The 13,778-nt window shown below is 72.0% G+C and carries 13 protein-coding genes; 10 read left to right on the top strand and 3 right to left on the bottom strand.

Features of this window, described 5'->3' with window-relative positions; all coding sequences use genetic code 11:
* The first annotated feature begins 95 nt into the window (after window positions 1–95).
* Window positions 96–1,238 carry a glycosyltransferase family 4 protein gene (locus P1P75_RS16160; RefSeq protein ID WP_319255794.1) on the top strand — a complete coding sequence of 381 codons (1,143 nt, stop codon included), beginning with the start codon at window positions 96–98 and terminating at the stop codon, window positions 1,236–1,238.
* Between the two features lie 127 nt (window positions 1,239–1,365).
* A complete protein-coding gene (locus P1P75_RS16155) occupies window positions 1,366–2,952 on the top strand; it encodes a GMC oxidoreductase (protein ID WP_319255792.1) in 1,587 nt (528 codons plus the stop codon).
* A 13-nt stretch (window positions 2,953–2,965) separates the two neighbouring features.
* Here P1P75_RS16155 and P1P75_RS16150 read toward each other — a convergent pair whose 3' ends face one another.
* Window positions 2,966–4,762, bottom strand: coding sequence for an AMP-dependent synthetase/ligase (locus P1P75_RS16150; protein ID WP_319255790.1), 1,797 nt, complete (start codon window positions 4,760–4,762; stop codon window positions 2,966–2,968).
* Between the two features lie 337 nt (window positions 4,763–5,099).
* Between P1P75_RS16150 and P1P75_RS16145 the strand changes: the two genes are divergently transcribed.
* From P1P75_RS16145 to P1P75_RS16120, 6 genes are all read left to right on the top strand, one after another.
* The gene (locus P1P75_RS16145; protein ID WP_319255824.1) at window positions 5,100–5,855 is read left to right on the top strand and encodes a metallophosphoesterase; all 756 of its coding nucleotides are present in this window, start codon (window positions 5,100–5,102) and stop codon (window positions 5,853–5,855) included.
* Window positions 5,856–5,973: 118 nt separating this feature from the next.
* The gene (locus P1P75_RS16140) at window positions 5,974–6,414 is read left to right on the top strand and encodes an SRPBCC family protein (protein WP_319255788.1); all 441 of its coding nucleotides are present in this window, start codon (window positions 5,974–5,976) and stop codon (window positions 6,412–6,414) included.
* Between the two features lie 79 nt (window positions 6,415–6,493).
* On the top strand, window positions 6,494–7,663 hold the full coding sequence (locus P1P75_RS16135) for an ArsA-related P-loop ATPase (RefSeq protein WP_319255786.1): 1,170 nt from the start codon (window positions 6,494–6,496) through the stop codon (window positions 7,661–7,663).
* A gap of 57 nt (window positions 7,664–7,720) precedes the next feature.
* Window positions 7,721–8,221: a DUF5304 domain-containing protein gene (locus P1P75_RS16130; protein ID WP_319255785.1), complete on the top strand. Its 501-nt coding sequence runs from the start codon at window positions 7,721–7,723 to the stop codon at window positions 8,219–8,221.
* Between the two features lie 101 nt (window positions 8,222–8,322).
* Window positions 8,323–9,276, top strand: coding sequence for an ROK family glucokinase (locus tag P1P75_RS16125; RefSeq protein WP_319255783.1), 954 nt, complete (start codon window positions 8,323–8,325; stop codon window positions 9,274–9,276).
* Window positions 9,277–9,375: 99 nt separating this feature from the next.
* A complete protein-coding gene (locus P1P75_RS16120) occupies window positions 9,376–10,131 on the top strand; it encodes an endonuclease/exonuclease/phosphatase family protein (protein ID WP_319255781.1) in 756 nt (251 codons plus the stop codon).
* A 162-nt stretch (window positions 10,132–10,293) separates the two neighbouring features.
* Here P1P75_RS16120 and P1P75_RS16115 read toward each other — a convergent pair whose 3' ends face one another.
* Window positions 10,294–10,929, bottom strand: coding sequence for a hypothetical protein (locus tag P1P75_RS16115; protein WP_319255779.1), 636 nt, complete (start codon window positions 10,927–10,929; stop codon window positions 10,294–10,296).
* Window positions 10,922–11,701, bottom strand: a complete 780-nt coding sequence (locus P1P75_RS16110) for an alpha/beta fold hydrolase (RefSeq protein ID WP_319255778.1) — start codon at window positions 11,699–11,701, stop codon at window positions 10,922–10,924. Before P1P75_RS16110 ends, P1P75_RS16115 begins: the two co-directional genes overlap by 8 nt.
* Window positions 11,702–11,903: 202 nt before the next feature.
* On the opposite strand from P1P75_RS16110, the gene P1P75_RS16105 reads away from it, so the two are divergent.
* Together P1P75_RS16105 and macS are read left to right on the top strand one after the other, a co-directional pair.
* Window positions 11,904–12,674 carry a 1-acyl-sn-glycerol-3-phosphate acyltransferase gene (locus tag P1P75_RS16105; RefSeq protein ID WP_086768228.1) on the top strand — a complete coding sequence of 257 codons (771 nt, stop codon included), beginning with the start codon at window positions 11,904–11,906 and terminating at the stop codon, window positions 12,672–12,674.
* A 34-nt stretch (window positions 12,675–12,708) separates the two neighbouring features.
* On the top strand, window positions 12,709–13,778 hold a 1,070-nt coding region (gene macS / locus P1P75_RS16100; RefSeq protein ID WP_319255776.1), incomplete at its 3' end, for a MacS family sensor histidine kinase.

Here is a 13,778-nt window from a genome sequence, read left to right as displayed (position 1 = left end):
GTATGCGGATCATATGATCCCCCGCCCGGCTGTGCGCGGGCCGTGCGGCACGGCCGGGCGCGGCTGTGAGGAGGGTTTGGATAGGGTCGGCGGCGATGCACAAGACCCTGATCGTGACGAACGACTTCCCGCCCCGCCCCGGCGGCATCCAGGCGTTCCTGCACAACATGGCGCTGCGCCTGGACCCCGAGCGCGTCGTCGTCTACGCCTCCACCTGGAAGCGCGGCCGGGAGGGCGCCGAGGCGACGGCCGCCTTCGACGCCGAGCAGCCCTTCACCGTCGTACGGGACTCCACGACCGTGCTGCTGCCGACGCCCTGCGCGACCCGGCGCGCCGTGGGCCTGCTGCGCGAGCACGGGTGCACGTCCGTGTGGTTCGGGGCCGCCGCGCCGCTCGGGCTGATGGCGCCCGCGCTCAGGAAGGCCGGCGCCCGCCGGCTGGTGGCCACCACGCACGGCCACGAGGCCGGCTGGGCCCAGCTGCCGGCCGCCCGGCAACTGCTGGGGCGGATCGGCGAGGCCACCGACACGATCACCTACCTCGGTGAGTACACGCGCTCGCGGATCGCCACCGCGCTGAGCCCCGAGGCCGCCGCCCGCATGGTGCAACTGCCGCCGGGCGTCGACGAGAAGACCTTCCACCCCGGCTCAGGCGGCGACGAGGTCCGCGCCCGTCTCGGGCTCACCGACCGGCCGGTGGTGGTGTGCGTCTCGCGGCTCGTCCCGCGCAAGGGCCAGGACACGCTGATCCGGGCCATGCCCCGCATCCTCGCCGCCGAGCCGGAGGCCGTGCTGCTCGTCGTCGGCGGCGGCCCCTACGAGAAGGACCTGCGCCGCCTGGCCCACGAGCGGGGGGTCGCCGCCTCGGTGCGCTTCACCGGCTCCGTCCCCTGGTCGGAGCTGCCCGCCCACTACGGCGCCGGGGACGTCTTCGCCATGCCGTGCCGCACCCGCCGGGGCGGACTCGACGTCGAGGGCCTCGGCATCGTCTACCTGGAAGCCTCCGCGACCGGCCTGCCCGTCGTCGCCGGCGACTCCGGCGGCGCCCCCGACGCGGTGCTGGACGGCGAGACCGGCTGGGTGGTGCGGGGCACCTCGCCCGAGGACACGGCCGACCGCGTCACCGCCCTCCTCGCCGACCCCGAACTCCGCCGCCGGATGGGCGAACGGGGCCGCCGGTGGGTGGAGGAACGGTGGCGCTGGGACCTGCTGGCGGAGAGCCTGAAGACGCTGCTGTAGCGCCGCATTCACGGACGGCGCCCCAATGACCCCGCGGCCACTAGGCGGAACCGAATAATCCGCCCATGCTGCCCACATGACACCCAACCTGATACATCGTCATCTGACGAGACGTCAAGTCCTCGGCATGGCAGCCCTGCAGACGGCGGCCACCCTCGGCTTCACCCGCGTAGGCCTCGACTCCGCCCGAGCCGCCGAGCCCGACGCGGTCGACAACGCCCCGGCGATCGTCGTCGGCTCCGGCTACGGCGCCGCCGTGGCGGCCCTGCGCCTCGGCCAGGCCGGCATCCGCACCCTCGTCCTGGAGATGGGCCGCCTGTGGAACACCCCCGGCTCCGACGGCAAGGTGTTCTGCTCCACCAGCGCCCCCGACCAGCGGTCCATGTGGTTCCGCACCCGCACCGAGGCCCCGCTGGCCAGCTTCCTCTGGCTGGACGTCGTCAACCGGGACATCAGCCGCTACCCCGGCGTCCTGGACCGCGTGCACTTCGCCGACATGTCCGTCTTCGTGGGCCGCGGGGTCGGCGGCGGCTCCCTCGTCAACGGCGGGATGGCGGTCACCCCGCTCCGGTCCTACTTCGCCGAGCAGTTCCCGACCGTCGACGCCGCCGAGATGTACGGCACGTACTTCCCGCGGGCCAGGGCGATGCTCGGCGTCAACAGCGTGGACCCCGCCTGGTTCGAGGCGACGGACTGGTACCGGTTCACCCGCGTCTCCCGCAAGCACGCGCAGAACGCGGGCCTGAAGACCACCTTCGTGCCCAGCGTCTACGACTTCGGGTACATGCAGCGCGAGGCGGCCGGCACGGCGGCGAAGTCGGCGCTCGCCGGAGAGGTCATCTACGGCAACAACCAGGGCAAGCGCAGCCTCGACAAGACGTACCTCGCCTCCGCGCTGGGCACCGGCAACGTCACCATCCACACCCTGGAGAAGGTCCGCGCGATCAGCCGGGCCGCCGACGGCACGTACGTCGTGACCGCCGACCGCATCGACGTCACCGGGAACGTCGTCGAGACCAAGGAGTACGGCTGCACGTACCTGTTCCTCGGCGGCGGCAGCCTCGGCACCAGCGAACTCCTCGTCCGCGCCCGGGAGACGGGCACGCTGCCCGCGCTGGACCCGCGCGTGGGGGCCGGCTGGGGCACCAACGGGAACGTGATGCTGGGGCGGGCCAACCACCTGTGGGACACCGTCGGCGCCAATCAGTCGACCATGCCGGTCATGGGTATCGACGACTGGGCGAACACCGCCAACCCCGTCTTCGCGGAGATCGCCCCGCTGCCGACGGGCCTGGAGCACTGGGTCAGCCTCTATCTGGCGATCACCAAGAACCCGCAGCGGGCGGCGTTCACGTACGACCGGGCGTCGGGGACGGTGAAGCTCGGCTGGAGCGCCGCGCAGAGCGCCGTGTCCGTCGGCATGGCGAAGAAGCTGTTCGACCGGATCAACGCGGCGAACGCGACGATGTACCGCTACGACCTGTTCGGCGGGGCCGGCAAGGTCTTCGGCGACACCTTCACCTACCACCCGCTGGGCGGCTGCGTGCTGGGACAGGCGACCGACGACCACGGCCGGGTGAAGGGCTATTCACGGCTGTACGTGACCGACGGCTCGCTCGTGCCCGGATCGATCGGGGTGAACCCGTTCGTCACCATCACCGCGCTCGCCGAACGCACGATGGCGCGGGTCCTCGCCGAGGACACCGCGCCATGAGACACCGCGCGTACTACTTCTGGTAGATCGCTTCGATCTCGGCCGAGTAGTCCTTCGCCACGACGTTGCGCTTGAGCTTCAGCGACGGGGTGAGGTGACCCGAGTCCTCCGTGAACTGGGAGGGAAGAATGCGGAACTTCCGCACCGATTCCGCCTTCGAGACCGCGGCGTTGCCGTCGTCGATCGCCGACTGGATCTCGGACAGCAGGTCGGCGTCCTCGATCAGCGACGCCGCGGTGGAGTCCGCCGGCTTGCCGTGGTCGGCGGCCCAACGGCCCAGGAACTCCTCGTCGATGGTGACCAGCGCGCCGACGAACGGCCGCCCGTCGCCCACCACCATGCACTCCGCGACCAGCGCGTGCGCCCGGATGCGGTCCTCGATCACGGCCGGGGCGACGTTCTTGCCGCCCGCGGTGACGATGATCTCCTTCTTGCGGCCGGTGATCCGCAGGTAGCCGTCCTCGTCGAGGGTGCCGATGTCGCCGGTGTGGAACCAGCCGTCGGCCAGCGCCTCCGCGGTCGCGGCGGGGTTGTTCCAGTACTCCTTGAACAGGTGCTCGCCGTGCAGCAGCACCTCACCGTCGTCCGCGATGCGCACGACCGAGCCCGGCAGCGGCTGGCCGACCGTGCCGATCTTCTGCCGGTCCCACGGGTTGAACGCGGTCGCCGCACAGGACTCCGTCAGGCCGTAGCCCTCCAGGACGGTGAAGCCGATGCCGCGGAAGAAGTGCCCGAGGCGCTCGCCGAGCGGGGCGCCGCCGGAGATCGCGAACTCGCCCTTGCCGCCGAGCACCGCGCGCAGCTTGCTGTAGACCAGCTTGTCGAAGACCTTGTGCTTGATCTTCACGCCGATCGACGGGCCCGACGGGGAGTCCAGCGCCTTGCTGTACGCGATCGCCGCGTCCGCCGCCTTGTCGAAGATCGCGCCCTTGCCGTCCGCCTGCGCCTTGGCCCGTGCCGCGTTGTAGACCTTCTCGAACACGCGCGGCACGCCGAGGATCAGCGTCGGCCGGAAGGACGCCAGTTCGTCGGTGAGGTTCTTGATGTCCGGGACCATGCCCAGCTTGATCGGCGCCATCATCGGGGCGATCTGCACCAGGCGGCCGAAGACGTGCGCGAGGGGGAGGAACAGCAGCACGCTGCACTCGCCCGTGCGGAACAGCGGGCGCAGCCGCTCCACCACGTTGCCGCACTCGGCGAAGAAGCTGCGGTGGGTGAGCACACAGCCCTTGGGCCGGCCGGTCGTACCGGAGGTGTAGACGATGGTGGCCGGGTCGTCGGCCTTGGCGAGCGAGCTGCGCTCCTCCACGGCCGCGTCGGAGACGTCCGTGCCGAGCCGCCGCAGCTCCTCGACGCCGCCGCCCTCGATCTGCCACACGTGCTTCAGCGCCGGCAGGGTGGCCCGCACCGACTCGACGGCTGCGCTGTGGTTGTCCAGCTCGACGACGCAGGCGGTCGCGCCCGAGTCGGAGAGGATCCACTGCACCTGCTCGGCCGAGCTGGTCTCGTACACCGGCACGGTGACCGCGCCCGCGCACCAGATCGCGAAGTCGAGCAGCGTCCACTCGTAGCGGGTGCGTGACATCAGGCCGACCCGGTCGCCGGGCTGGACGCCGGAGGCGATGAGGCCCTTGGCGGCCGCGTGGACCTCGGCCAGGAAGGCCGTGGCACTCACGTCCTGCCAGACACCGTCGACCTTGCGGGCGATGACGGCGACGTCGGGATGCTGCGCGGCGTTTCTGCGGACGATGTCGGTCAGATTGCCGTCCGCGGGGACCTCGTACAAAGCCGGAAGGCTGAACTCGCGCAAGACTGCTGCTCCTCATAGGGCGCCGGCGCCACGACGTTGTGTGCTGCGACGGTGCGGTCCAAGGCTCGGGCAAGTGCTCGCGCATCGGTTGTTGAAATGCTGAGCACGACTGGACTGCCCGGACGTTACCCGCCGGTATGCCTTCTACGACAGGGGGTCCCGGCGAGATGTTCGCTGCGTCACACAGATGGGCGTTGCAGTCCGTACGGTAGTCCACCCATTAACTGACTGGCCAGTAACCGCTATCTTCGTCGCCACTGTTCACGTATGCCGCACACGCCTACCCTTGATCGTCATGGCCTCCACACCGTCCGGAAACCCCAGAACACGTATCCACGTGGTCAGCGACGTGCACGGCAACGCACGCGATCTGGCCCTGGCCAAAGACGGCGCGGACGCGCTGATCTGTCTGGGTGACCTCGTCCTCTTCCTCGACTACGCCGACCACTCCCGCGGCATCTTCCCCGACCTGTTCGGCGTGGAGAACGCGGACCGCATCGTCGAGCTGCGCACGGCCCGCCGCTTCGCGGAGGCCCGCGAGCTGGGCGCCCGGCTGTGGGGCGGCGTCGGCGCGGACCGGTCAGCGGTGATCGAGCAGGCGGTGCGCAAGCAGTACGCCGAGATGTTCGCCGCGTTCCCGACACCGACGTACGCCACCTACGGCAATGTCGATATGCCGACCCTGTGGCCGGAGTTCGCCGGACCCGGCACCACCGTGCTCGACGGCGAGCGGGTCGAGATCGGCGGATGGGTCTTCGGCTTCGTCGGCGGCGGCCTGCGCACCCCGATGCGCACCCCCTACGAGATCGGCGACGAGGAGTACGCCGCGAAGATCGAGGCCGTCGGCGAGGTCGACGTCCTGTGCACCCACATCCCGCCCGAGGTGCCCGAACTCGTCTACGACACCGTCGCGCGCCGTTTCGAACGCGGCAGCCGGGCCCTCCTGGACGCCATCCGCCGCACCCGCCCCCGCTACTCCCTCTTCGGCCACGTCCATCAGCCGCTCGTACAGCGGATGCGGATCGGGGCCACCGAATGCGTCAACGTCGGCCACTTCGCCGGCAGCGGAAAGCCCTGGGCCCTGGAGTGGTGAACACCGGCGGTGAAGGCGGCTGGTCGGGCGCGCGGTAGCCTTCACGCTGCACACACGTGCGCACGCTCGCGCACGGGGGATCCCTCCCTACCGGCCCGCATCTGGAGGAGCCACCGCGATGGCGGAATACACCAGCTCGAGCATCACGATCGAGGCGGCACCGGCCGACGTCATGGCGGTCATCGCCGACTTCGCCCGCTACCCGGACTGGACCGGCGAGGTCAAGGAGGCGGAGGTCCTCGCGACCGACGCGAGCGGGCGGGCCGAGCAGGTGCGGCTGGTCATGGACGCGGGCGCGATCAAGGACGACCAGACGCTGGCGTACACCTGGACCGGTGAGAACGAGGTCTCCTGGACGCTGGTCAAGTCCCAGATGCTGCGCTCGCTGGACGGCACCTACCTCCTGAAGCCGGCCGGGGCGGACGCCACCGAGGTCACCTACCAGCTCACGGTGGACGTCAAGATCCCCATGCTGGGCATGATCAAGCGCAAGGCGGAGAAGGTCATCATCGACCGCGCCCTGGCGGGTCTGAAGAAGCGGGTCGAGTCGGGGAAGTAGCCCTCACCCGCCGACCGGCGGCGGCCGGCGCCCACCGGTCGAACGGGCGCAACCCCGGCTTCCGTTACCGTTCACCCTCATGCGCACCCTCCTGATCACCGGCCCGGGCGGCAGCGGCCGTACGACCGTCGCGGCGGCCACCGCACTGGGCGCGGCCCGCGAGGGCGTGAGGACCCTCGTGCTCAGCGCCGACCGCACCGACACCCTGGGCGCGGCGCTCGGCGTGGCGACGGGCGCGGTGCCGGTGAAGGCGGGCCCGAACCTCACCGCCTGGCGTCCCGACGCCACCGCCGGCTTCCGCGACGACCTCACCGCCTTCCAGGACCGTGCCTCCACCGTCCTGGACCTGCTCGGCGCCTCCCGGCTCGACCCGGAGGAGGTCACCCCGCTGCCCGGCGCGGAGGAACTGACCCTGCTGCGCGCCCTGCGCGACGCCGCCCTCGCCGAGAGCGCCGATCTCCACGAACTCCTCGTCGTCGACCTGCCGGCCGCCCCGCAGGCCCTCACCCTGCTGGCGCTCCCGGAGGAACTGCGGCGCTACCTGCGCCGCCTGCTGCCTCCCGAGCGCCAGGCCGCCCGCGCCCTGCGCCCCATACTGGGCCGCCTGGCCGGCGTCCCCATGCCCGCCGAGTGGCTGTACGAGACGACCGCCCGCTGGGACATGGAACTGGCCGCCGTCGAGGCCGTCCTCGCCGACCGCAGGACCGCCGTACGGCTGGTCGCCGAGCCGGGTCCCGCCGGGGCCGACGCCGTCCGGGACGCCCGCCTCGGGCTGGCCCTGCGCGGCCTGCCCGTCGAGTCGCTCCTCGCCAACCGGGTGCTGCCCGAGGAGAGGGGCGGCGACTGGCTCGCCGGGCTCCACACCCAGCAGCAGAAGATCCTGGGGGAGTGGGACGACGCGCGGACCGTCGTCCACCTCGGCCGGGACCCCCGCGGCCCCGACGACCTCGCCGCGCTCGCCGTGCCGGGCGTCAACCCGGCGCTCTCCCCGGTCGAGTGGCCCGTCGAGGACCGGATCGCCGCGGACGGCGTCCTGGTGTGGCACCTGCCGCTGCCCGGCGCCCTGCGCGACGAGCTGGACCTCGTCCGCCGCGGCGACGAACTTGTCATCAGCGCCGGGCCGTTCCGCCGGATCGTCCCGCTGCCCTCCGCCCTGCGCCGCTGCACCGTGCGGGGCGCCGCCCTGCGCGACGGCGAGCTGCGCGTGCGGTTCGCGCCGGATCCCGCGCTGTGGCCGCGGACCCGCTGAAGGACGTTCGGCCGTTCGGGTAACGTCGTAGGGACGAAACGTAGTCAGGAGCCCGTCATGAGCGAAGAGCTTCCCCCGTCGGACACCGGTGAGCACCCGACCGTCGACGAGGTACCTCGCGCCCCCGACGCCGACGCCTGGTCCACCGCCTGCGCCGAGGACCTGGCGGCGGAGAAGGCCCGCCGGCGCGCGGAGCACGGCACGCCCCAGGGATCGGCCGCCGAGGAACTGCGCAGGCTTCTCGACACGGTCGCCGACAAGCTCTCCGGCCTCCAGTCCCCCTTGCTCGGAGCGGTCGCCGGACCCGCCGCCCAGCAGGCCGTGCGCCAGGTCGTCCAGCAGGCCAAGGCCGCCGTCGAACCGGTCATCGAACGCAATCCGGACGTCTTCGACCACCTGGCCGCCGCGGGCGGCGAGCTGCTCGCCGCCTACCGCTCCGCCGTCCAGCAGCAGGAGCGGCGCTGGACGGCCCGCACCGCCGATCCCCGCAAGGACCCGGCCGACCCCCGCGACGACGACGAGGGCACCGGCCCCGGCCAGCGCATCGACCTCGACTGACGGTTCGCGCCCCGCGTCCCCGCCCGGCGCTCGCGCGGTGGAGGCCCCGCGCGCTCGGGTACGGTTGGCCGTAGCGGGGCTCGACCGAAACTGAGGGATTCATGGGACTCACCATCGGCGTCGACATCGGCGGCACGAAGATCGCGGCCGGCGTGGTCGACGAGGAAGGCAACATCCTCTCGACCTTCAAGGTGCCGACCCCGGGTACGCCCGAGGGCATCGTGGACGCCATCGCCTCCGCGGTGGAGGGAGCGCGCGCCGGGCACGAGATCGTCGGCGTGGGCATCGGTGCCGCCGGTTACGTCAACCGCCAGCGCTCGACGGTCTACTTCGCGCCCAACATCGACTGGCGCAACGAGCCGCTCAAGGAGAAGGTCGAGGCCCGCGTCGGCCTGCCGGTCGTCGTGGAGAACGACGCGAACGCCGCCGCCTGGGGCGAGTACAAGTTCGGCGGCGGCAAGGGCCACCGCAACGTCATCTGCATCACGCTCGGCACCGGCCTCGGCGGCGGCATCATCATCGGCAACAAGCTGCGCCGCGGGCACTTCGGCGTGGCCGCCGAGTTCGGCCACATCCGCATGGTCCCGGACGGGCTGCTGTGCGGCTGCGGCTCCCAGGGCTGCTGGGAGCAGTACGCCTCCGGCCGCGCCCTCGTGCGGTACGCCAAGCAGCGCGCCAACGCCACCCCGGAGAACGCCGCGATCCTGCTCGGTCTGGGTGACGGCAGCCCCGACGGCATCGAGGGCAAGCACATCTCGATGGCCGCCCGCCAGGGAGACCCGGTCGCCGTCGACTCCTACCGCGAGCTGGCCCGCTGGGCCGGCGCCGGCCTCGCCGACCTGGCCTCCCTCTTCGACCCGTCCGCCTTCATCGTCGGCGGCGGCCTCTCCGACGAGGGCGAGCTGGTCCTCGACCCGATCCGCAAGTCGTACAAGCGGTGGCTGGTCGGCGGCAACTGGCGCCCGGTGGCCGACGTGGTCGCCGCCCAGCTGGGCAACAAGGCGGGCCTGGTCGGCGCGGCCGACCTGGCCCGCGAGCCCGACCCGATCATGTGACGGCCGCTCTCTGACACAGGTTCCGGTTCCCCGCACCCGTCCGGTGCGGGGAACCCGGACCTCTGCCCCTGCCAGGTGATCAGCCCGTATCGTGACGGTATGGTGACGTCTCCGCCGCTCCCCGAGCCTCGTACGGAACCCGACGGCTCCGCCGTGATCCGCGTCCTGAGCTACAACATCCGGTCGATGCGCGACGACACCGACGCCCTCGCCCGAGTGATCACCGCGTGCGCCCCCGACCTGGTCCTCGTCCAGGAAGCCCCCCGCTTCTTCCGCTGGCGCAAGAAACTCGCCCGGCTCGCGGCAGCGTCCGGGCAGGTCATCCTCTCCGGCGGCGGTACGGCCGCGGGCCCCGCCGTCCTCTGCTCGCTGCGGGCGACCGTCGAGCGCACCGAGGACGTGCTCCTGCCCCTCACCCCCGGACAGCACCGACGGGGCTTCGCCACCGCCGTCGTCCGGTTCGGGGGCGCCCGCATCGGTGTCCTCAGCTGTCATCTGAGCCTGGACGAGGCGGAGCGGTACGAGCAGGGCGGGATGCTCCTCGACCGGCTGGCCGGGATGGGTGTCGAGCACGCGGTCGCGGGCGGCGACCTCAACGAGCGGCCCGGCGGACCCACCTTCACCCTGCTGACCGCCGCCCTCCAGGACTGCCGGACGACGGCACCCTGGGGCGGAGAGAACACCTTCCCGCCCGCCCGTCCGGACCGCCGCATCGACGCGATCCTCGCGACCAAGGGCGTGGAGGTACTGGGCTGCGGGGTCCCGACCGCTCTCCCGGGCATCACCGAGACGGACGTGAGGGCGGCCACGGACCACCTGCCGGTCCTGGCCGCCCTGCGGGTGCCCGCGGCCTGAGCCCGGCTCCGACCAGGCCGGCTCCGACCACCGGACGGAGGCCGGCGCGGCCGCGGATCTCGGACCACCGCGCCCCGCCCAGGGTCCTGCCCCGGGTCCTGGCAGTCCTTGGACCACCGTGCCCCGCCCAGGGTCCGCGCCCCGCCCCGGGTCCTGGCAGCCTCAGACCACCGCGCCCCGCCCCGGGTCCTGGTCGTCCTCGTCGTCCGGTTTCATGCGCATCACCAGAGTGGCGAACCCGCCGAGGAAGCCGCCGACGCAGATCGTCGTCAGCCACCAGGACATCTCCCAGCCGAGCAGGATCGCCAGCAGAAGCAGGATCGGGCCGCCGATCACCCCGAGCCAGGCGAACCGGGCGGTGGTGTCGGCATCGGGCAGCGGCGGCGGCTCGGGCGGCACGAAGTGGCCCTCGTCCTCCGCGTCGAGGTCGGTCTCGAGGTCGGTCTCGGCGGGCTCGGCCGGCGAGTAGTCGCGCGGACCGACCCCGGGGGCGAAGGAGACCGAGCTGCCCAGCGGTTTGGCCGGCTGCTTCTCCTCACCGGGCTCGTCCGTGGCGACCGCACCCGAGGCCGCGCCGGACACCGGGTCGTCGTCGTTGGTCTCCACTTCGAGGAGCGCCAGGTCCTCGACCGATTTGAACGGCTTGGCGCCCGGCGGGTCCACAGGCTCGTCGCCGTACCCCTCGACGATCGCCGCCCAGGCGGCCTCCTCGTCGAAGGGCACGCTCTGCTCCGGCTCGTGGTCGCGGCCGTCCTCGCGGTCCTCACGGTCCTCGCGGTCGGAGTCGTGCTCAGCCACCTGCGGTCGTCCCTTCCTTGCCGACACTGGGTGCGAGCCGGCCGATGAAAGCGAGAGTCTCCTCGAAGATCCGGTCCGCGTCGTGGTCCAACGTCGCCACGTGGTAACTCTGTTCCAGCAGCACCTCGGTCACGTCCGTCGACGACACCCGGCTCAGGATCCTGGCCGCGTCGGCGGCCGGCACCACATGATCCCGCACACTGCGCAGGAGCAGCAGCGGCTGGGTGACCTGAGGCAGTTGTCCGTCGACGAGGCGCAGGAAGGTCCGCAGGGAGTGCGCCGAATGCAGCGGCACCCGGTCGTACCCGGTCTCCCGGACCCCCTCCTTGGCGATGTCGCCGACGACCCCCTTCGCCGTACGGACGAGATGACGGGCCACCGCAAGCGCGGGCGCGGACAGGCCGTGGACCTTGTTCGCCGGGTTGACGACCACGACGCCCTCGACCGCGTCACCGTGCCGCGCGGCGAGCCGCAGGGCAAGGGCGCCGCCCATCGAGAGCCCGGCCACGAACACCCGCGCGCACCGCTCCCGCAGGGCGCGCAGCTCGCGGTCCGCTTCCGCGTACCAGTCGGGCCAGCCGGTGAGCGCCAGGTCCTGCCAGCGCGTGCCGTGTCCCGGGAGCAGGGGGGTTGAGACGGTCAGGCCGTGCCCGGCCAGGTTGCGGGCCCAGGGGCGCAGCGACTGCGGGGAACCGGTGAAGCCGTGACAGAGGAGGATCCCGACCTCCCCGCCGTCATGGCGGTACGGCTCGGCTCCAGGAAGGACCGGCACCTTCGGTCTCCTGTCTTCGTCATTTCCCGGGTCGTCGCCCGGGAGAAGGCTTTTTGACGGGGATTGGTCGGTGGGAGGGGCGTGAGGTTCACCGTACGCGACCGCACTGACACCGACCAGGGTCGTCGGGGCCTTTGGCCACGACTCCGGGTTAAGGTCTGAGCGACACTTATCAGGAGGCACTCGGTTGTTGTACGGCGCGATGAAGGTTTCCGTCGGGGGGCCGCTGAAGATGATCTTCAGGCCCTGGGTGGAGGGCCTGGAGAACGTTCCCGCCGAGGGCCCCGCGATCCTGGCGAGCAACCACCTCTCCTTCTCGGACTCGTTCTTCCTCCCCGCGGTCCTCGACCGCAAGGTCACGTTCATCGCGAAGGCCGAGTACTTCACCACGCCCGGTGTGAAGGGCCGACTGACGGCCGCCTTCTTCAAGGGCGTCGGCCAGCTCCCGGTGGATCGTTCCGGCGCCCGCGGCGCGGGCGAGGCTGCCATCAGGAGCGGCATGGACGTGCTGGAGCGCGGTGAGCTGTTCGGGATCTATCCGGAGGGCACCCGCTCGCCCGACGGCCGGCTCTACCGCGGCAAACCGGGCGGTCTCGCGCGCGTGGCGCTCGCCACCGGCGCCCCGGTGATCCCCGTCGCGATGATCGACACGGAGAAGATCCAGCCGCCCGGCCAGGTGATGCCGAAGATCATGCGGCCCGGCATCCGCATCGGCAGGCCGCTGGACTTCAGCCGCTACCACGGCATGGAACACGACCGTTTCGTGCTCCGCGCGGTGACCGACGAAGTCATGTACGAGATCATGAAGCTCTCCGGCCAGGAGTACGTCGACATCTACGCGACGGCCGCCAAGCGGCAGATCGCGGACGCGGCGAAGGCCGACAAGGAAGCGGAGAAGGCCGCGAGGGCGGCCCTCGCACAGGCCGAGAAGGACCAGGCGAAGAAGGAGAAGTCCGAGAGGACGGAGCCCTAGGGACCGTGGTCCGGGGCTCAGGGGGGCGGGGGAAGTGCCGAAGCGCGAGAGAGTCATGAGGATGTCGGTGGAGCTGCCGCTGTGGCGTGCGCTCACCGCCTACCGGGTGCTGACCATGCTGTACGCGGTCGGCCTGTTCGTCACCACCTACGACTCCTACGACCGGCCCGGCATCGCCATCGCCTACCTCGCGGTGCTGTGCGTCTGGACGCTCGCCACCCTGCCCCGCGTGCAGAACGCGACGGCGTGCACCAAGCGTTTCCTCACCGCCGACCTCCTTGTCGCCCTCACCGGCATCCTGCTGACCCCGCTGGTCGTCAGCGACCAGCACATCCAGGAGAGCGGCCCCACCCTGCCGTCGATATGGACGGCAGGCTCGGTCCTGGCGTTCGCCATCAAGGGCGGCTGGCGCTGGGCCGCTTTCGCGTCCACGCCGGTCGCCGTCGCCAACCTGATCGAGCGCGGCCACCCGGCCCGCGACACCGTCCACAACGTGATCCTCGTCTGGGTCGCCTCCATCGCCATCGGCTACGTCGTCGAGGTCGCCCGCGCCTCGGAGCGCACCCTCGCCCGCGCCCTGGAGATCGAGGCCGCGACCCGTGAACGGGAGCGGCTGGCCCGGGACATCCACGACAGCGTGCTCCAGGTGCTGGCGATGGTGCAGCGGCGGGGCGCGGTCATCGGCGGTGAGGCGGCCGAGCTGGGCCGGATGGCCGGCGAGCAGGAGGTGGCACTGCGCACCCTGGTCTCGCGCGGCCTCGTCCCGGTCTCCCGGGTGTCGCGGGACACCGCCGACGGAGCCGTCGTCCTCGCGGTGGACGAAGGTGACGAGGAGCAGGGGCCGGTCGACCTGCGCACGCTGCTCGCGCCCTTCGCCACCGCCCGGGTCAACCTCGCCGAGCCCGGCGCCCCGGTGCTGCTGGCCCCGGACGCCGCCCGGGAACTGGCCGCCGCCGTCGGGGCGGCGCTGGACAATGTGCGCGAGCACGCGGGGGAGCGGGCGCGGGCGTGGATCCTGGTGGAGGACGAGCCCGACGCGGTGATCGTGACCGTACGGGACGACGGTCCTGGCATCGAGGCGGGGCGGCTGGCGCAGGCCGAGGG

Source organism: Streptomyces sp. ID05-39B (assembly GCF_033794725.1).
Classification (GTDB): Bacteria; Actinomycetota; Actinomycetes; order Streptomycetales; family Streptomycetaceae; genus Streptomyces; species Streptomyces bobili.
The sequence above is the reverse complement of the archived record's forward strand: the minus strand, read 5'-3'. Positions and strand labels throughout refer to the sequence as shown.